Annotated in this window: 14 protein-coding genes; 4 read left to right on the top strand and 10 right to left on the bottom strand. The window is 73.1% G+C overall.

Translation table 11 applies throughout. The features are described from left to right. Window positions 1-21 precede the first annotated feature (21 nt). The 6 genes from G339_RS0101185 to metG all read right to left on the bottom strand — a co-directional run bounded on the left by G339_RS0101185 (window position 22) and on the right by metG (window position 6,510). Window positions 22-960, bottom strand: coding sequence for a 4-(cytidine 5'-diphospho)-2-C-methyl-D-erythritol kinase (locus tag G339_RS0101185; RefSeq protein WP_019629251.1), 939 nt, complete (start codon window positions 958-960; stop codon window positions 22-24). Between the two features lie 66 nt (window positions 961-1,026). Next, window positions 1,027-2,115, bottom strand: a complete 1,089-nt coding sequence (locus G339_RS32135) for a glycoside hydrolase family 26 protein (protein WP_019629250.1) — start codon at window positions 2,113-2,115, stop codon at window positions 1,027-1,029. Continuing rightward, window positions 2,018-2,992: a 16S rRNA (adenine(1518)-N(6)/adenine(1519)-N(6))-dimethyltransferase RsmA gene (rsmA, locus tag G339_RS32130; RefSeq protein ID WP_019629249.1), complete on the bottom strand. Its 975-nt coding sequence runs from the start codon at window positions 2,990-2,992 to the stop codon at window positions 2,018-2,020. The genes G339_RS32135 and rsmA overlap by 98 nt, the downstream gene beginning before the upstream one ends. 17 nt (window positions 2,993-3,009) lie before the next feature. Next, window positions 3,010-3,798, bottom strand: a complete 789-nt coding sequence (locus G339_RS0101170; protein ID WP_019629248.1) for a resuscitation-promoting factor — start codon at window positions 3,796-3,798, stop codon at window positions 3,010-3,012. A 121-nt stretch (window positions 3,799-3,919) separates the two neighbouring features. Further along, window positions 3,920-4,723, bottom strand: coding sequence for a TatD family hydrolase (locus G339_RS0101165; protein WP_019629247.1), 804 nt, complete (start codon window positions 4,721-4,723; stop codon window positions 3,920-3,922). Next, on the bottom strand, window positions 4,720-6,510 hold the full coding sequence (gene metG / locus G339_RS0101160) for a methionine--tRNA ligase (RefSeq protein WP_019629246.1): 1,791 nt from the start codon (window positions 6,508-6,510) through the stop codon (window positions 4,720-4,722). Before metG ends, G339_RS0101165 begins: the two co-directional genes overlap by 4 nt. A 113-nt stretch (window positions 6,511-6,623) precedes the next feature. Between metG and G339_RS0101155 the strand changes: the two genes are divergently transcribed. Next, complete coding sequence (locus G339_RS0101155) at window positions 6,624-8,186, top strand: hypothetical protein (protein ID WP_019629245.1); 1,563 nt, start codon at window positions 6,624-6,626, stop codon at window positions 8,184-8,186. Here the strand turns inward: G339_RS0101155 and G339_RS0101150 are convergent. Together G339_RS0101150 and G339_RS32125 are read right to left on the bottom strand one after the other, a co-directional pair. Next, window positions 8,183-9,991, bottom strand: a complete 1,809-nt coding sequence (locus G339_RS0101150) for a hypothetical protein (protein WP_019629244.1) — start codon at window positions 9,989-9,991, stop codon at window positions 8,183-8,185. The genes G339_RS0101155 and G339_RS0101150 overlap by 4 nt on opposite strands. 333 nt (window positions 9,992-10,324) lie before the next feature. Further along, complete coding sequence (locus tag G339_RS32125; protein ID WP_205625464.1) at window positions 10,325-11,599, bottom strand: glycosyltransferase family 2 protein; 1,275 nt, start codon at window positions 11,597-11,599, stop codon at window positions 10,325-10,327. 280 nt (window positions 11,600-11,879) lie between these two features. Here G339_RS32125 and G339_RS0101140 point away from each other — a divergent pair, with 280 nt between their 5' ends. Continuing rightward, a complete protein-coding gene (locus G339_RS0101140; RefSeq protein WP_019629242.1) occupies window positions 11,880-13,454 on the top strand; it encodes a hypothetical protein in 1,575 nt (524 codons plus the stop codon). On the opposite strand, the gene G339_RS32120 is transcribed toward G339_RS0101140, so the two are convergent. After that, on the bottom strand, window positions 13,426-13,722 hold the full coding sequence (locus G339_RS32120) for a hypothetical protein (protein WP_033322017.1): 297 nt from the start codon (window positions 13,720-13,722) through the stop codon (window positions 13,426-13,428). The two genes, G339_RS0101140 and G339_RS32120, sit on opposite strands and share 29 nt — an antisense overlap. Before the next feature lie 65 nt (window positions 13,723-13,787). Then, window positions 13,788-14,636, bottom strand: a complete 849-nt coding sequence (gene rsmI, locus G339_RS0101130; RefSeq protein WP_019629241.1) for a 16S rRNA (cytidine(1402)-2'-O)-methyltransferase — start codon at window positions 14,634-14,636, stop codon at window positions 13,788-13,790. Window positions 14,637-14,690: 54 nt separating this feature from the next. On the opposite strand from rsmI, the gene G339_RS0101125 reads away from it, so the two are divergent. Next, a complete protein-coding gene (locus tag G339_RS0101125; RefSeq protein ID WP_019629240.1) occupies window positions 14,691-16,289 on the top strand; it encodes a dolichyl-phosphate-mannose--protein mannosyltransferase in 1,599 nt (532 codons plus the stop codon). A gap of 99 nt (window positions 16,290-16,388) precedes the next feature. Beyond that, the gene (locus tag G339_RS0101120) at window positions 16,389-17,387 is read left to right on the top strand and encodes a zinc-dependent alcohol dehydrogenase family protein (RefSeq protein ID WP_019629239.1); all 999 of its coding nucleotides are present in this window, start codon (window positions 16,389-16,391) and stop codon (window positions 17,385-17,387) included. The last annotated feature ends 194 nt before the right edge of the window (window positions 17,388-17,581 follow it).

The raw sequence follows: 17,581 nt of genomic DNA, 5'->3' as shown, positions 1-17,581 counted from the left end.
AGACCTCCAGACGAACTCACCTCAGCGGTCGGCCGCGGGCCGGACGACGGCCGCGCCGGGCGCGGGCCCGGCGGCCGGGACGGCGGCGGCGACGGTGTCCTCGGCCGCCAGCGCCTCGGCGACGCGCTCGGCGTGCCCGGCGTCGGCCGCCAGGAACGCGCACGTCGGGCCGGACCCGGACACCAGCGCGCCGAGCGCCCCGGCGCGCTTCCCGGCGTCGAGGGTCGCGCCGAGCGCGGGACGCAGCGACAGCGCGGCGGCCTCCAGGTCGTTGCCGAGCGCCGCGCCGAGGACGTCGGCGTCGCCGGACTCCAGCGCGGCGTACAGGTCGCCCGCGTCGTGCGGCCAGACGGCGTCGACCGCGCCCGCCGCGCGCAGCCGGTCGCACTCGGCGTAGACGGCGGGCGTGGACAGGCCGCCGTCGGCGGTCGCGAACACCCAGTGGAACGGGCCGTTCGCGGCGACGGCGGTCAGCCGCTCGCCCCGGCCGAGGCCCACGGCGGTGCCGCCGACGAGCGCGAACGGCACGTCGCTGCCGATCTCGGCGGCGAGGCCGAGCAGTGCGGCGCGGTCCAGGATCGGGGTGGCCGGGTCGTCCCACAGCCGCGCGCAGGCCAGCAGCGCGGCGGCGGCGTCGGCGCTGCCCCCGGCCATGCCGCCCGCGACGGGGATCGCCTTCCGGATGCGCAGCGCGACCGCCGGCTCGACCCCGAGCCGCGCCGCGACGAGCCGCGCGGCCCGCACGGCGAGGTTGCGGTCGTCGCACGGCACCTGCCCGACGTCCACCCGCGCGCCCGGCATCCGCTCGACCTCGACCGCGAGCCGGTCGGCGGGCTCGACGACGACCTCGTCGAACAGCGACACGGCGTGGAACACGTTGACGAGGTCGTGGTACCCGTCGTCCCGCAACGGCCCGACCCCGAGCCGGAGGTTCACCTTGGCGGGCGCACGGACGATCACAACGGTCACCCGCGCAAGCCTATGGCGTAACGCCAATGGCGCGAGCCGCCAGGTGAGCGCCTTTCGCTATTCGCCCTGGGTGACCGGGACGTTGCGTGGGTTGAAGTAAGGCAGGGTCGCCAGTTCGCGCAGGGCCGAGACCGCGCTGGCGTCGCCGTCGACGGCGAACTTGCGCCGGTCGTCGCGCGGCTCCTCGGCACGCTCGTCGGAGTCGTAGTACAGGACGGCCTTCACCTGCGGGTTCTGCAACGTCTGCGCCGCGCGCCGGAACCACTCGGCCCGCCGCGCCCCGTACGACGCGGGCACCCCGAACTCCCCGATCATGACGGGTTTGGGCCGGTCCTTGGCCCAGTCGAAGAACAGCTTGGTGATCTCCGACAGGTCGGTGTAGGTGTCCCCGGCGGGCGTCTCGGCGTCGGCGCAGACCCAGTCGACCTGGTCGTCGCCGGGGTAGTAGGACGGCGCGTTGCGGCTGCCGAACCCGCTCGCGGTCGGGCACCACACCCACGCGACGTTCGCGACGCCCTCGGCGGAGAACACCGCCCGGACGTGCTTCCACGCGGCGACGTAGGACGCGGCGTCGTGGACGCGGTCGGCGGCGGACGGCACGTCCATGTCGCGCTGCCAGCGCAGGAAGACGGGCTTGCCGAGCGCCTTGATCGCACGGGCGCGTTCGCGGATCAGCGCGTCGTCCCGTCCGGCGGCGATCTCCTTGGTGTCGCCGCTCTTCCAGTTGAGCATGAGCAGCCGGGACGTCGCGGTGACGGCGCGGTCCTTCGCGGACGGGAAGGACGTCTTCCACCCGTAGTACCGCTGCACGATGTCGACCTGGCGGCCGAGGCCCCGTTCCAGCGCGGCGACGCCGGCCATGCCGGGCGCGTCGCCGTCGCGGCCGGGCGCGAGCGGCCCGGCGGACGCGGGCGGCGCGGACGGCGCGTCGCCGTCGCCCGTGCCGGGCGGCGGTGCCCAGACGCCGAAGTACGCGCCTTTGGTGGGCGGCTCGGGAGCGATCCCGGCGCGGGTGGTGGTCGTGATGCGCGGTTCGGCGTCGGCGCCGTCACCGCACCCGGCCGCCGCGAGAGTCCCGGCCAGGGCCGCCGCGAGCGCGACCGTCCCGGTTCCGCGCGAACGCCCGTTCGCCCACCCCTTCAGCATGGTCCTCCGCCTCGTTCCGGTCCGGTGCGCCACCGAGACGATACTGGGCGATCCGCGCGAAGGAGGCCACGTCCAGGGCCTCCCCCCGCGCCGTCGGGTCGACGCCCGCGGCGCGCAGGGCGCGCTCGGCGGCGGCGGGCGACCCGGCCCAGGGCGCCAGGGCGGCGCGCAGCGTCTTGCGGCGCTGCGCGAACGCCGCGTCCACGACGGCGAACACCTCGTCGCGGGTGGCGGCGGTCTCCGGCGGGTCGGCGCGGGTGAACGCGACGAGGCCGGAGTCGACGTTGGGGACGGGCCAGAACACGGCGCGTCCGACGGGCCCGGCCCGCCGCGCGTCCCCGTACCAGGCGAGCTTCACCGACGGCACCCCGTAGACGCGTCCGCCGGGCCCGGCGGTCATCCGGTCGGCGACCTCGGCCTGCACCATGACGAGCGCGCGCCGCAGCGTCGGGAACCGGGCGAGCAGGCTCAGCACGACGGGCACGGCGACGTTGTAGGGCAGGTTCGCGACGAGCGCGGTCGGCGGCGGCCCGGGCAGTTCGGTGATCCGCAGCGCGTCGCCGAGGACGACCTCCAGCCGGTCGGCCAGCTCGGGCGCGCGGGCGCGGACGGTCACCGGCAGCGCGGCGGCCAGCGCCGGGTCGATCTCGACGGCGACGACGCGCCGCGCGGCGGGCAGCAGCGCGAGGGTGAGCGACCCGAGGCCGGGCCCGACCTCCAGGACGACGTCGTCGGCGGCGAGGTCGGCGGTGCGCACGATGCGCCGCACGGTGTTGCCGTCGATGACGAAGTTCTGCCCGAGCGTCTTGGTCGGCCGGATGCCGAGCGCCCCGGCCAGTTCGCGGACGTCGGCCGGGCCGAGCAGTGATTCCCCCACGGCTCCAGTCTCGCAGGTCAGGAGAACAGGTACTTCCCGCAGTTGGGCCACTGCCCCTGCCAGCGGCCGTTGACGCGCTGGTAGAGGAGCTGCGCGCGGTACGTCTGCTCGGCGGCGGGGGCGTCGCTGGGCTTGCCGGACCCGCCGACGGACGACCACGACGGGAGCGAGAACTGGTACAGCCCGTAGTACCCGGCCGGGTTGACGGCCTTGGGGTTGCCGCCGGACTCGCACTTGGCGAGCGCCGCCCAGTTGAGGGAAGACGCCGACCCGCTGCCGCCCGACTGCGGCCCGATCGCGAGGATCTGCGCGACGGGCTTGCTCTTCACCTTCCGGGCGAGGACGATCTCGACCTTCTTCTTCCCGCGCCGCGCGAAGGCCGTCTTGACGATCGTGACGCCGGGCTTGGCCTTGCGCAGTTCCTTCTGCGAGAAGGGCGGCAGCTTGGAGTCCTTCTTCTTGACGACGGGCAGCGTCGTCCGGACGACCTTCAGCTTCGGCTTGGACAGCAGCCGCGTGACCTCGACGCGGTTCTGCGCGGGCTGGTCCACGGCGGGTTCGACGAGGTCGTACCTGCCGAGTTTGACGCCCGCCTCGTCCAGGACCTCGCGCACGGTCGTCCCGGTGACCGAGACCGTCTTCTTCCTGCGGTCCACGACGAGGACGACCTTGCGCGCCACGGGCTGGGTGGCGCGCGGTGCGTCCTGCGCGGGCGCGGCCTGCGCGGCGGACTTCTTGGGCTGGTCGCCGCCGCCGCAGCCGGCGGCGGCGGTGATCGTGACCAGGGCGCACAGAGCCGCAGTCACACGCGAATGACGCACGGTGGGATTTCCTCCAGGAGCGCCGGACGCCGGGGGACGTCCGTTCAAGCGCCAGAACCTAGCGGCAATCCACCCTTACTTGCCACTTATCCGGAAATTCCGGCCGTCACCAGGGGCCGAAGGCGCGGACTCCGTTGGCGTCGATCGCGGCGCACAGTTCGGCCAGATCGACGCCCTTGACCTCGGCCATGAGCCGGAGCGTGTGCGGGATCAGGTAGGACGCGTTCGGCCGCCCCCGATTGGGCACCGGGGTGAGGAACGGCGCGTCCGTCTCGACCAGCAGCAGGTCCAGCGGGGCGGCGCGGAGGGCGTCGCGGAGCGGTTCGGCGTTCTTGAACGTCACATTCCCGGCGAAGCTCATGAAGTACCCGTTGTCGGCGCAAATGCGGGCCATGTCCGCGTCGCCCGAGTAGCAGTGGAACACCGTCCGCTCCGGCGCGCCCTCGTCCGCCAGGATCGAGAGGACGTCGTCGTGCGCCTCGCGGTCGTGGATCACCAGCGCCTTGCCGGTGCGCTTGGCGATGTCGATGTGCGCGCGGAACGAGCGGTGCTGGTCGCCCTTGCCGGCCCAGTCGCGGTAGTAGTCCAGGCCGGTCTCGCCGACCGCGCGGACGTGCGGGAGGGCCGCCAGCGCCGCGATCTCGTCCAGGACGGCGTCGGTGACGCCCGTCGTGTCGTTGGGGTGGATCGCGACGCCCGCGTACACGTCGTCGAACTCGGCGGCCGTCTCCGCGCACAGCCGCGAGGACTCCAGGTCCACGCCGATCGTGACGATCCGCGCGATCCCCGCCGCCCGCGCCGACGCGAGCTGCTCCTCGACCGGCAGCCCCACCAGGTCGAGGTGGCAGTGGCTGTCGAACACCGGCGCGGGCAGCGGCTCCGGCAGCGCCGGGAACGGCTCGTCGCTCACGCGTTTCCCTCGAGGCGGGCCAGCTCCTCATCCACGACGGACGTGTCGAGCTTGGTGAACAGCGGCGTCGGCTTGGCGAGCGGCACGCCCGGCCGGATCGGCACCGACTCCCACTTCGCCTCGGTCTTGTAGTCCCCGGTCAGGATCGTGTAGTCCGGGCCGCCGTCCTCCGACACCGTCTCGACGCGCGGCATCCCGCTCCACGTCCCCTCGCCGCCCAGCATCTCGTACACGCGCTGGGACGAGTTCGGCAGGAACGGCGTGAGCAGCGACTTGGCGTCGTCCACGACCTGGAGCGCGACGTGCAGGATCGACTCGACGCGCTCGGGGTCGTCCTTGAGCTTCCACGGGGCCTGGTCGGACAGGTACCTGTTGGCGTCCCGGACGACGTCCAGCGCCTCGGTGATCCCGTTCCGGAACCGCGACCGCGACAGCTCCGCCCCCACCGCGTCGAACGCCGACCGGCTCCGCGCCAGCAGCGCCCGGTCCGCGTCGGTGAGGTCGCCCGCCGCCGGGATCGCCCCGACGTTCTTGGCCGCCAGGTTCACCGACCGGTTGACGAGGTTGCCCCACGCCGCGACCAGCTCGTCGTTGTTGCGGCGGACGAACTCCGACCAGGTGAAGTCGGTGTCGTTGTTCTCCGGCCCCGCCACCGCGATGTAGTAGCGCAGCGCGTCCACGTCGTAGCGGGCGATGAAGTCCTTCACGTAGATGACGACCTGCCGCGACGACGAGAACTTGCGGCCCTCCATCGTCAGGAACTCCGACGACACGACCTCCGTCGGCACGTTCAGCGCGCCCAGCGACCCGGGCTTGCCGCCCCTGTCGCCCGCGCCGCTGTAGCCGTAGAGCATCGCGGGCCAGATCTCCGCGTGGAAGACGATGTTGTCCTTGCCCATGAAGTAGTAGGACAGCGCGTCCGGGTCCTGCCACCAGGCGCGCCACGCCTCCGGGTCGCCGCTGCGCCGCGCCCACTCCACCGACGCCGAGAAGTACCCGACGACCGCGTCGAACCAGACGTACAGCTTCTTGGCGGGGTTGTCGCGCCAGCCGTCCAGCGGGATCGGGACGCCCCAGTCCAGGTCGCGGCTGATCGCGCGGGGCTGCAGGTCGTCCAGCAGGTTGACGGCGAACTTCAGCACGTTCGGCCGCCACTGGCCCTGCTTGCCGTTCAGGTACCGGCCGAGGACGTCGGTGAACGCGGGCAGGTCGAGCATGAAGTGCTCGGTCTCCACGAACTTCGGCGTCTCCCCGTTGATCCGGCTGACGGGGTTGATCAGGTCGATCGGGTCGAGCTGGTTGCCGCAGTTGTCGCACTGGTCGCCGCGCGCGCCGTCGTACCCGCAGATCGGGCAGGTGCCCTCGATGTACCGGTCCGGCAGGGTGCGCCCGGTGGACGGCGAGATCGCGCCCATCGTCGTCTTGGGGAAGATGTAGCCGTTGTCGTACAGGCCCTTGAACACCTCCTGCACGACCGCGTAGTGGTTGCGCGTCGTCGTGCGGGTGAACAGGTCGTACGACATGCCGAGGCCGTGCAGGTCGGCGGTGATGACGTCGTGGTACCGGTCGGCGAGCTCGCGGGCGGTCACGCCCTCGGAGTCGGCCTGGACCTGGATGGGCGTGCCGTGCTCGTCGGTGCCGCTGACCATGAGGACCTGGTTGCCCGCCATGCGCTGGTACCGGGCGAACATGTCGCTCGGCAGGGCGAACCCGGAGACGTGGCCGATGTGGCGCGGCCCGTTGGCGTACGGCCAGGCGGGCGCGGTCAGGATGTGGCGGCTCGACATGTAGACAAGGTTAGAGGGCGGCGCGCCGGGCTCCGCACGGATTGCCGCGCCCGCCTCGATAGCCTGACCTGGCGGACGAAAGCCGTCCCGCAACGCGGAGGTGACGACCGGGGATGATCCAGACCGCGCCGCGCTCGGAGTCCGGGGACCGCACCGAGGGCGGGGGGCGGCACGGGCGGCGGATCGCCGCCCTGTCGGGGCTCGTCGCGGTGTGCGCGCTCGCCGCCCAGTGGGCGGTGAAGACACCGCCGCTGTACTTCGACCCGTACTACGTGTGGCTCGGGGCGCGCGACTGGCCGGACGTCCCGCTGGACAGGTGGCCGTTCTCCGACGTCCCCCACCAGGTCACCCGGATCGGGCTGCTGCTGCCCGCGCGGCTCGCGCAGGAGGTCCTGGGGCCGGGGCAGGTCGCGTACTACACGGTCGCGTTCGGCGGGAGCTGCCTGTTCTTCGTCGGCGTGTACCTGCTGGTGCGGTCCATGTTCGGGGACGTCGCGGGCGTCGCGTCGGCGCTGCTGCTGATCGTCCACCCGTTCTTCACGCTGACGAACCCGTTCGGGCACGAGATCACCTGGTCGATGGGCGTGATGCTGCCCGACATGCCCGGCGCGGGGCTGTTCGCGATCGGGATGGCGGGGCTCGTCGTCGCGAGTCGGCGGACGGGACGCGCCCAGACGCGGATGCTGCTCCTCGCCGGGACGTGCCTCGGCTCGTCGTTCCTGATCCGCGAGTTCCTGGCGTTCCTGTTCCTGATGATCCCCGCGTACCTGGCGCTGCTGCGCATCCCGTGGCGGCGCAACATCACGGTCGGGATTCCGATGGCCGTGATCCTGGTGTTCGACTTCGTCCACAACACGCTGGTGTGGGGCGACCCGCTCGCCGGAATCCTGTCGGCGGCCGAGCACGGCGGCCAGTCCCGCGACTACGTGACGCGGCCGCTCGCCGCCGAGTCGTTCTGGCGCGCGATGCACGACTGGAACGCTCTCGGCACCGTGTTCGTCGGCGCGCTGGCGCTGACGGTCGTCGGCTGGGTCGTCACCCGCGACCGGCGGCTCGCGCTGTGCCTGGTGTGGTTCTTCACGCTCGCGATCCCGCTGACGCTGTTCGCGGGCGTCCTCGACCCGAACAGCATCTCGCTGCGCGCCTGGCTGCTGCGGTACTGGTTCGGGATCTTCCCGGCGCTGCTCGCCGGGGGCTGCGGCACGCTGATCCTGCTCGCCCGCCGCGTCCCGGCGGACGCGGTCGCGCGGTGGCGGCTGCGGCCCGTCGCGGCGGCCGTCGCGGTGGCGCTGAGCGCGGTGTACGTCGTCGCGGCCGTCCGCGCCGTCCCGAGCCTGCCGCGCGACACCGCGTGGGCCGAGCTGCGGACGTACCTCACGGGCCGGACGGACCTGCCCGTCCTCACCGCCGACCGCCGCCTCGCGCAGACGCTGACGTTCTACACGCGCACGCCGTGGGGCGACCCGGTGTGGCACGGCCGCGTCCAGGACTACGACCAGTACTTCCCCGCGCCCACGCCCGCCCCGCCGACCGCGCCCGCGCTCTACACGCACTGGCGCGGCATGGAGGGCCAGAGCCTCGGCGGCTGGCGGCCCTCCGCCAAGGAGGGCTGGACGCTGCGCTGGCACTCGTCGGACGGCGTCCTGGAACTCTGGAACCCGCCCGCCGCGCGTTAGCGCTCCGGCACCCAGGCCACCCAGCCCGGCCCCTCGCCGTCCGCGCCGTGCCGGGCGTCCGCGACGCGCCAACCGGCGGGCGCGCCGCCGTGCCACGTCGTCACCGGGTCCTGCTCGCCGTCCCACGCCGCGAACGCCAGCCCCGTGCCCGCCGGGGGCGCGGAGTTCGCCGCGCTGTACCCCGTCAGGCCCGTCCACCAGACCTGGTAGCTGAGCGGCAGCCGCAGGTTCCACGGGATCGCCCAGTCCACGGCGACGGCGGGGCGCGCTCCGCGCGGCACGAGGTCGGACACGTCGCTGACGGCGAGGAAGTGCCGGTTCAGCGGCGCGGAGATCCGGTCGAGCCCGGTCGTGACGACGGCGAGGCTGAGCGCGGTGAACAGCGCGCCGAGGAGCAGCGGCGCGGAGCGCGGCGGCCGGGACGCGAGGTACACGAGCCCGAGCAGCACCAGCCCCGCGACGGTCGCGGGCCACAGCCGGAACTCGTGCCAGTTCCACGTCATCAGCGACGTCTCGGGGAAGTCGTAGGGGTTGTAGTCGTAGGTCGACAGCCGCGACCCGGCGAACCGGTCCACGACGAGGGCCGTCGCCGCGAGCAGCGCCGCCGCGCCCGCGACGGGCCGCACGAGCGTCCGGCGCGGCGCGCGCAGCACGGTCGCGATCCCGACCGCGAACAGGATCGGCAGGACGAGCGCAAGGTAGCGCGCGTACACGTAGTTCCCGATGCGGTGCTCGTCGGGCAGCGCCGCCGACGTCGCGAGCGCGATGCCCGCGCTGACGCCGAGCAGCGCCAGCACGACCGCGCGCAGCGGCCCCGGCGTGTCCCGGCCGAGCGCGACGCGTCCGAGGACGAGCAGCCCGATCCCCGCGACGCCGCCGGTGATCGCGAGCTGGCACCAGAGCTGCCCGGTGGCGAGCCCGAGCGTCCACCCCCACCCGTCCGGGCTGGTGAGTCGCGTGACGAGGTTGTGCCCGAGGTTGTTGTCGCCGTGCGGGTACAGGACGGGCAGCAGCCGCCCGTTCATCGACAGCCCCCCGGCCGCCACCGCGCCGAGCGCCGCGACCCCCGCCGCCTGGACGTACCACCGCCGCCAGCGCAGGACGGCCGCGAGCAGCAGCAGCCCGCACTGCGCCGCGAGGAGCAGCACGCCGCGCGTGTGGCAGACGTAGGCGTACGCGGCGAGCGCCGACGCGCCCGCCGCGAGCGCGGGCGACCGCCACCGCCCGGCCGGCCCGGTCAGCCACGAGTGCGCGCACAGCAGCCAGCCGAGCGTGACGACCGGCAGCACCGCGTCGGTCAGCGCGAACTCGGAGAAGAACAGCACGGCCGGGAGCACCGCCATGACGTGCCCGAACAGGTACGCGCGGCGGCGGGTGAGCCCGAGGCGGCGCAGCAGCAGGTACCCGAGCGGCATCATCAGCGCGCTGACGAGCGCGTTGGCGACCAGCGCGATCTCGTACACGGCCGTGGGCCGCTCCGCGAGCCAGTACGCGGGCGCGAGCAGCAGCGGGTACCCGCCCCGGTAGACGGTCCCGTACGACAGGTCCGCGCCCGGCCCGCCGGTGAGGACGCGCGCGGAGAACATGTAGCCCAGCTCGTCGGGGTTGGCGACGGGCACGGCCTGGCCGCGCGAGAACCAGAGCCGCAGGGCGACCTGCAGCGCCCAGCCGAGGACGAGCGCGACGGGCAGGCTGCGGACGAGCGCGCGCGGCGCGAGCGCGGCGCGCAGCCGGGGCGCGGCGCGGCGCGGCGGGGCCTCCCGCGCGGTCGTCGCGGGGGCGGAGGGCGAGGACGAGAGCGTCACGGGAGGATCACCGGGGGGCGGTCGGGGCGGCCCGCGCGCCGTGCCGGAAGGGCCGGGGCCGGACGGGGGATCGGGGGCCGCGGGAGCGGCGGGCGCGTCGGGCACATGACCGCGCCAGCCTGGCACACTCCGGCCGACCGTCCGACGAACCGGGCGGAACGGTCAGGAATCTCTCGGCGAGACGGACACATCGTGTCCACTACGTTACGAGACGTGCCGACCCGGCCGAAAACAGGGGGTGTGCCCGGCCGGGCACGCGAAAGGACGCCCCGTGCGCCGCCCGCGCCGGGCGGCGCGGTCGGCGGGGCGTCCCTCGCGGTGCTCAGTCGCGGCTCAGTCGCGCGCGGCGTCGGCCGTCCCGGCGGGCTCCGCCGGGGGCTCCACGACGGCCTGCTCGGCGGCGACGCGTTCGACGGCCTCGTCCACCACGTCGGCCGCCTCCGCCGCCGGGTCCGCCGCGAGCGGCTGGTGGCGGCGGATGCCGAGGATGCTGACGAACAGCGACGCGAACAGGAGCTGGAGGCTCATCACCAGCGCCGTCGCCGCCGGGACGACGATGCGCAGCGAGTGCCGCGGGTCCAGCTCGCCGAAGCTGTGGACGCGCCAGTGCATCACCGACGCCGCCAGCCCGGCGAGCCCGGCGACCGCGAGCAGCGCGCCGAACACCAGGCCGCGCTCCAGGCTCCACCACCGCATCAGCGTGCGGACCCTGGTGTCGTCGGGGAGGAACCCCTCCTCCATCGCGTACACCTTGGTGAGCAGCGCGAACAGCACCGCCTGGAACCCGATCACCATCGCCGCGCCCGCGCCGACGAGCGTGTCGACGTCGAACGCGACGTTCCCGATCCGCACCGGCCCCGCCGACAGCGCGACGCCCGCGACGAGCCCGAGCGTCATGAACAGCAGCCCGGGGATCAGGAACAGCCAGCGCGGGCTGTAGAGCATGAGGAACCGCAGGTGGCGCCAGCCGTCGCGCCAGGTGTTGAGGTGCGGCGGGCGGGACCGGCCGTCCGGCGACAGCGTCGTCGGCCGCTCGCGGATGTCGTACTTGGCGAGCGTCGCCTTGACGACCATCTCGCTGGCGAACTCCATGCCGCCGGTCTGCAGCCCGAGCCGCATGATGGACGCCTTGTTGAACGCCCGCAGCCCGCAGTGGAAGTCGCCGATGCGGCTGCGGAAGAACAGCCGCCCGAAGAAGCTCAGGACCGGGTTGCCGAGGTAGCGGTGCAGCGGCGGCATCGCGCCGGGCGCGATCCCGCCCTCGAACCGGTTGCCCATGACGAGGTCGGCCCCGTCGCGCAGGTCCTCCAGGAACGGTCCCAGAGTGGCGAAGTCGTAGGAGTCGTCGGCGTCCCCCATCGCGACGTACTTGCCGCGCGCCGCGCGGATGCCGCCCATGAGCGCGTTGCCGTACCCCTTGTCGGCGACCGGGACGACGCGCGCCCCGGCCTCGCGGGCGAGCCGCTGGCTGCCGTCGGTGCTGCCGTTGTCGGCGATGACCACCTCGCCGTCGATGCCCTCCCGCTCGAAGAAGGCGACGGTCTTGGCGACGCACGTCGCGACCGTCTCCGCCTCGTTCAGACATGGCATCACTACGGAGAGTTCCACGCGATCTCCTTCGCTACCGCTGGTGACCCTCTGCGGTACTGTCGACTACTCTCGTTGTCTCGCCGTCCGCCCCCTTCGGCGGACGGGGACCGCGCCCCGGCGGGCGAGGATCACGCAATCATGATGCCCGCCCGGAAGGGACCTTGCGCGTCACTTCCGCCAGAGGGGTCCGTATCGTGTTGCGTATTTGCAACCTGTTGACCGGGCCGCAGCGGGCCGCGGGCGGCAGGCTTGGGGGACAAGCATACGGGCACGACCGCCCGGAAAGGTTGGCGCGCCAGTGACGCTCACCGGAAAGGGCACCGCCGACGACGGCGAGGACCGGGGCGCGACGTCCCGTCCGGCCACCGGCGCCGGGAAGGCGTCAGTCGTGCGCGACCGCACCGCCGGGCTGTGGGCGACGGCCCGCCGCCATCCGCTGTTCGCCGCCGTGCTGGCCGTCGCCGCGCTGCTGCGCGGCGTCGCGATGATCGGCTACACGCCGGCGATGTACTTCAACGACAGCTTCGACTACCTGCACGTCGCGACGCGCCCGTACCCGCATCCGCTGCGCCCGGACGGTTATTCGTTCCTGCTGCTGGTGCTGAAGCCGTTCCACAGTTTCGCGCTGGTCACCGGTGTGCAGCACCTGATGGGCCTGGCGATGGGCGTCATGGTGTACGCGGTGCTGCGGCGGCGGTTCCGGCTGCCGAAGTGGGGCGCGACGCTGGCGACGGTGCCGGTGCTGCTGGACGCGTACCAGATCCAGCTCGAACACCTGATCCTGTCGGACGTGCAGTTCACGTTCCTCGTCGTCACGGCGGTGACGCTGCTGCTGTGGCGGCCGGAGACGACGTGGCGGCTCGGCGCGGCGGTCGGGCTGCTGATCGGGCTGTCCTGGCTGACGCGCTCGGTGGGCGCGCCGGTGCTGCTCGGCGTCCTGGTCTACATGCTGATCCGCCGGGTGAACTGGCGCGTCCTGCTCGCGACGGTGGTGGCGTGCGCGCTGCCCGTCGTCGCGTACATGGGCTGGTACAAGCTGGACAGCGGCAAGTTCGCGATCACCGAGTCGAACGGCATCTTCCTGTACTCGCGGACGTACAAGTTCGCCGACTGCCACAAGATCAAGGACCTGCCGGTCGAGGAGATGCCGCTCTGCACCGAGCCGGAGAACCGGCTGCCGAACTCGCAGGACGGCATCTGGAACGCCGCCTCGCCGCTGAACCGCTACCTCGGGCCGCGGTTCAACGCCGACCAGAACGCGACCGCCAACGACTTCGCCAAGCGCGCGATCCTCGCGCAGCCCGGCGACTACCTGAAGGTCGTCGCGCACGACTTCTTCCGCGTCTTCCAGTGGAAGCGCACGGTGTTCCCAGATCCGGCGACGTACGCGCAGTACGAGTTCGGCTCGCGCTCGGGGACGCTGCCGAACTGGCGGATGGACAGCGACCACACCGCGGCGGACGAGGCCATCGCCTACGAGCACGGCAGCGCCCGCACGAAGGTCGTCGAGCCGTTCGCCGGGTTCATGCGCGGCTACCAGCACGTGTTCTACCTGCGCGGTTCGATGGTCGGCGCGATCCTTCTGATCGGGCTCGCCGGGATGCTCGTCATGTGGCGGCGGATCGGCGGCGTCGCGCTGCTGCCGTGGACGCTCGCGGTCGGGCTGCTGCTCGCGCCCGCCGCGACGGCCGAGTTCGACTACCGGTACGTCCTGCCGACGGTGCCGCTGGCCTGCCTCGCCGCCGGGATGTCGTTCGCTCCGGCCGTCCGCTCGCGGCTGCGGCGGCTGTCCCCGCCGGGCGGGGCGGCACGCCAGCGGCGCGGCGCGCGGGACGCCGAGAGCGTCACCAAGCGTGCAACCGCCGGAGTTTGAACACCAGTTCCAGGTCGCCGCCGTGGCGCGAGCGCGGCACGGCCGGATTGCGCCGGTAGGGCGCGGTGTAGATGTTCTCGCTCCGGCAGTTCGGGCACCGGTGCTCGACCCAGGGCGGGACGGCGGGCTGGCCGCCGCGCTGGTACACGGTCGCCTCGTGGCCGTGGTGGTCGTCGCCGTGGACGACGTCGTACTGCTCGTCCCAGCGGCGGCCGCAGTTCTGGCATTCGTAGACCCAGGTCTCGTGGCTCGTCCATGTGTCCTTCATGGTCGTCCACCCCCCTCGCGGGTCTCATTGCCGGACGATCTCGGGACATGCCCGAAAAGTCCTGTTTATTTCGCGGCGACCACGGCGTCGTACACCACGCGCTTCGGAACGCCGTTCTCCTTGGCGACGGCGGTGATGGCCTCCTTGCGGGGCGTCCCGGCCGCGACCCGGTCCGCGACGGCCGCCGCGAGGTCCGCCGGGTCCGACAGGCCCGCCGGTTCGGGCGCTCCCCCGACGACGAGCGTGATCTCCCCGCGCACGCCGTCCGCCGCCCACTCCGCCAGCGCGCCGAGCGGAGCGCGCCGGATCTCCTCGTAGGTCTTGGTCAGCTCCCGGCACACCGCCGCCGGACGGTCCGCGCCGAACGCCTCGGCCAGCGCCTCCAGCGTCGCCGCGAGCCGGTGGGGGGCCTCGAAGAACACCATCGTGCGCGGCTCGTCGGCCAGCGCGGCGAACCGGCGCGACCGCTCCCCCGCCTTGCGCGGTGGGAAACCCTCGAAGCAGAACCGGTCGGTGGGCAGGCCGGAGACGACGAGGGCCGTCGTGACCGCTGACGGGCCCGGCAGGACCGTGACCCGGACGTCGTGCGCGACGGCCTCGCGGACGAGCCGGTAGCCCGGATCGGACACGCCGGGCATTCCGGCGTCGGTGATGACCAGGACGTCGCGACCGGCGAGCAGTTCCGCCAGGAGTTCGGTCGCCCGGGACGCCTCGTTCTGGTCGTAGTAGGACACGATCCGGCCCGTCACCGCGACGCCGAGGTCGCCCGCCAGCCGCCGCAGCCGCCGGGTGTCCTCCGCCGCGACCACGGGCGCGGCCGACAGCGCCTCGCGCAGCCGCGGCGAGGCGTCCTCGGGCCGTCCGATGGGCGCGGCGGCGAGCAGCAGCGCGCCCGCGTGCAGGTTCCCCGTCATGCGGCCATTGTCCCGCGCCGGTCGTCCGCCCCGGCCCGGCCCTACGATGTCGGAATGGCCACGACGGACTACGCCCCGGCTCCGCCCCGCGTCCCCGGCCCGGCCCGCTCCCTGCGGGACTGGGTCGCCCCGCCGGTCCTGCGGGACCGCGCCGCGGGCTGGATCGGGCCGCTGCTCGTCACGCTGCTCGCCGGTTTCCTGCGTTTCGACCGGCTCGGGCAGCCCAAGGCCGTCGTGTTCGACGAGACGTACTACGCCAAGGACGCGCTGTCCCTGCTGAAGTTCGGCTGGGAGCACAACACCGCCAAGGACGCCGACAAGCTCCTCATCGCGGACCCGCACGCCAACATCTGGGCGGACGGCCCGGCGTTCGTCGCGCACCCGCCGTTCGGCAAGTGGATGATCGCCATCGGCGAGCAGTTGTTCGGCGCGACGCCGTTCGGCTGGCGTTTCATGCCCGCGCTGGCCGGAACGCTGTCGGTCCTGATCCTGTGCCGGGTCGCCCGCCGGATGACCGGCTCGACGATGCTCGGCTGCGCCGCCGGGCTGCTGCTCGCGGTGGACGGGCTCGCGTTCGTCACGTCCCGCGCGGCGCTGCTCGACGTGTTCGTCATGTTCTGGATACTCGCCGGGTTCGGCTTCCTCGTCCTCGACCGGGACCGTTCCCGCCGCCTGCTCGCCGCGAAGGTCGAGGGCGGCGACGTCGCGCCGCTCGGCCCGTACGTCCCGCACCTGTGGCGGATCGCGGCCGGGGTCTGCCTCGGGCTCGGCCTCGGGACGAAGTGGACGGCGGTCTTCTACATCGCGGCGTTCGGGCTGATGGTCCTCGCGTGGGACTTCGGGGCGCGGCGCGCGGCGGGCGTCCGCTCGCCGCTGGCCGGGGCTTTGGTGCTGGACGCGATTCCGGCGTTCTTCCAGCTCGTCGTCCTCGGCGTCGTGACGTACCTGGCGACGTGGTGGGGGTGGATCTTCAAGCCCGGCGGGTGGGGGCGCGGGCAGGTGTCGTCCAACGTCCTGCTGCGGCCGTTCGAGGCGCTGCCGGACCTGTGGAAATACCACCACGACATGCTGGACTTCCACAACGGGCTGGAGGCCAAGCACCCGTACCAGTCGTGGCCGTGGGACTGGCCGGTGCTGCGCCGCCCGGTCGCGTTCTACTACACCGAGCCGAACAGTTGCGGGGCGTCGCGGTGCTCCCGGGAGATCCTGGGGATCGGGACGCCCGCGCTGTGGTGGGGCGCCATCGCGGCGCTCGTCGCCGTCGCGGTGCTGTGGATCGTCCGGCGCGACTGGCGGGCGGGCGCGATCCTGCTCGGGTACGCGGCCGGGTGGCTGACGTGGTTCCCGTCGGCGTTCCGGCACCGGACGATGTTCCTGTTCTACGCGACGCCGATGATCCCGTTCATGTGCCTGGCGATCGTGCTGGCGTTCGGCTACCTCATGGGGCCGTCGCCGGGGCCCGCGCCGATGCGGTCCCCGAAGGACGCGGCGGCGCTGGTGCCGTCGCCGCGCCGCCTGCTGGGCGCGGCGGCGCTCGGGGCGTTCGTCCTGGTGGTGCTGGTGGACTTCGCGTACCTGTACCCGGTGCTGGCGGCGAAGGTGATCCCGTACGACTCGTGGCACGCGCGGATCTGGTTCGACAGCTGGATTTGATCTCCGTCGTCGCGTCCGGCCCGCTGCTGCGGGTTGACGGTAGATCGACCGTTCTATACCTTGCGGTAGATCGAATGGTCTATCTATGGAGGACGCCGCATGCGCAGTTACCACGTCGACAGCGGGGCGGGCATCGAGGGCCTGGCGCTCCGGGAGCACGCCACGCCGGAGCCCGGCCCGGGGCAGGTCTTGCTGGCCGTGCGGGCGGTCTCGCTCAACTACCGGGAGCTGATGGTGCTGCGCGGGGACTACGTGCTGCCGGTGAAGCCGGACGTCGTGCCCGTGTCGGACGGGGCCGGGGACGTCGTCGCGGTCGGGGCCGGCGTCGACCCGTCGCTGGTCGGGGCGCGCGTCGCCGCGACGATGTTCCCGAGCTGGCAGGACGGGCCGTTCGGCGTCGAGCACCTGCCGCAGCTCGGCGGGTCGCTCGACGGGCTGCTCACCGAACTCGCCGTCGTGGACGAGCGGGGGCTCGTGCCCGTCCCCGCGCACCTGTCGTACGAGGAGGCCGCGACGCTGCCGTGCGCGGCGGTCACCGCATGGAACGCCCTGACGGGCGGGGACGGGTTGCAGGCCGGGCAGACGGTCGTCGTGCAGGGGTCGGGCGGGGTGTCGCTGTTCGCGCTGCAGTTCGCCAAGGCGCACGGCGCGCGGGTCATCGCGACGACGAGCAGCCCGGCGAAGGCCGCGCGGCTGGCGGACCTCGGTGCGGACGAGGTGATCGACTACCGCGCCGAACCGGACTGGCCCGCCCGCGTGAAGGCCCTGACGGACGGCGGCGCGGACCGCGTCATCGACGTCGCGGGCGTGCTGGACCAGTCCTTGGCGGCCGTCCGCGTGGCGGGCCATGTAGCGTGCGTCGGCTTCATCTCCGGAACGGCCCATCCGCTGGACCCGCGCCTGCTCTTCGCGGCGGGCGCGACGATACGCCCCATCGCGGTCGGCCACCGGGCCCACTTCCGCGCGATGAACAAGGCGATCGAGGCGAATTCCCTGCACCCGCTCATCGACCGCACGTTCCGTTTCGACGACGCCCCCGAGGCGTTCCGCTACTACGCCTCCGGCGAGGCGTTCGGAAAGGTGGTCATCACGATCTGAATTCGGCCTGCCGAGCCGGGCCGCCGGGTTGAGCACTTACCCACGCTCCGCGCGGCGGCATGCTGGACTGGATGAGCACACCCCACGCCCGCCCAGTCCAGCCGATGAACAGCGTTGTCTTTGCAGCGAACCTCCGGGGTTTTCAGCACGACCGGAGGTCCACTGCAAAAACAAGCGGAAGCAGCCACGCCTGG

Origin of the sequence: Actinomadura atramentaria DSM 43919, from assembly GCF_000381885.1 — a bacterium.
Taxonomy (GTDB): Bacteria; Actinomycetota; Actinomycetes; order Streptosporangiales; family Streptosporangiaceae; genus Spirillospora; species Spirillospora atramentaria.
The sequence above is the reverse complement of the archived record's forward strand: the minus strand, read 5'-3'. Positions and strand labels throughout refer to the sequence as shown.

Bases quoted from the DNA above. Each gene is read 5' to 3' on its own strand.
- G339_RS0101120 (WP_019629239.1), top strand. From the start codon at position 16,389: ATGCGCAGTTACCACGTCGACAGCGGGGCGGGCATCGAGGGCCTGGCG.
- G339_RS0101155 (WP_019629245.1), top strand. From the start codon at position 6,624: ATGATCCAGACCGCGCCGCGCTCGGAGTCCGGGGACCGCACCGAGGGC.
- rsmI (WP_019629241.1), bottom strand. From the start codon at position 14,636: ATGACGGGGAACCTGCACGCGGGCGCGCTGCTGCTCGCCGCCGCGCCC.
- G339_RS0101125 (WP_019629240.1), top strand. From the start codon at position 14,691: ATGGCCACGACGGACTACGCCCCGGCTCCGCCCCGCGTCCCCGGCCCG.
- metG (WP_019629246.1), bottom strand. From the start codon at position 6,510: ATGTCGAGCCGCCACATCCTGACCGCGCCCGCCTGGCCGTACGCCAAC.
- G339_RS32120 (WP_033322017.1), bottom strand. From the start codon at position 13,722: ATGAAGGACACATGGACGAGCCACGAGACCTGGGTCTACGAATGCCAG.
- G339_RS32135 (WP_019629250.1), bottom strand. From the start codon at position 2,115: ATGCTGAAGGGGTGGGCGAACGGGCGTTCGCGCGGAACCGGGACGGTC.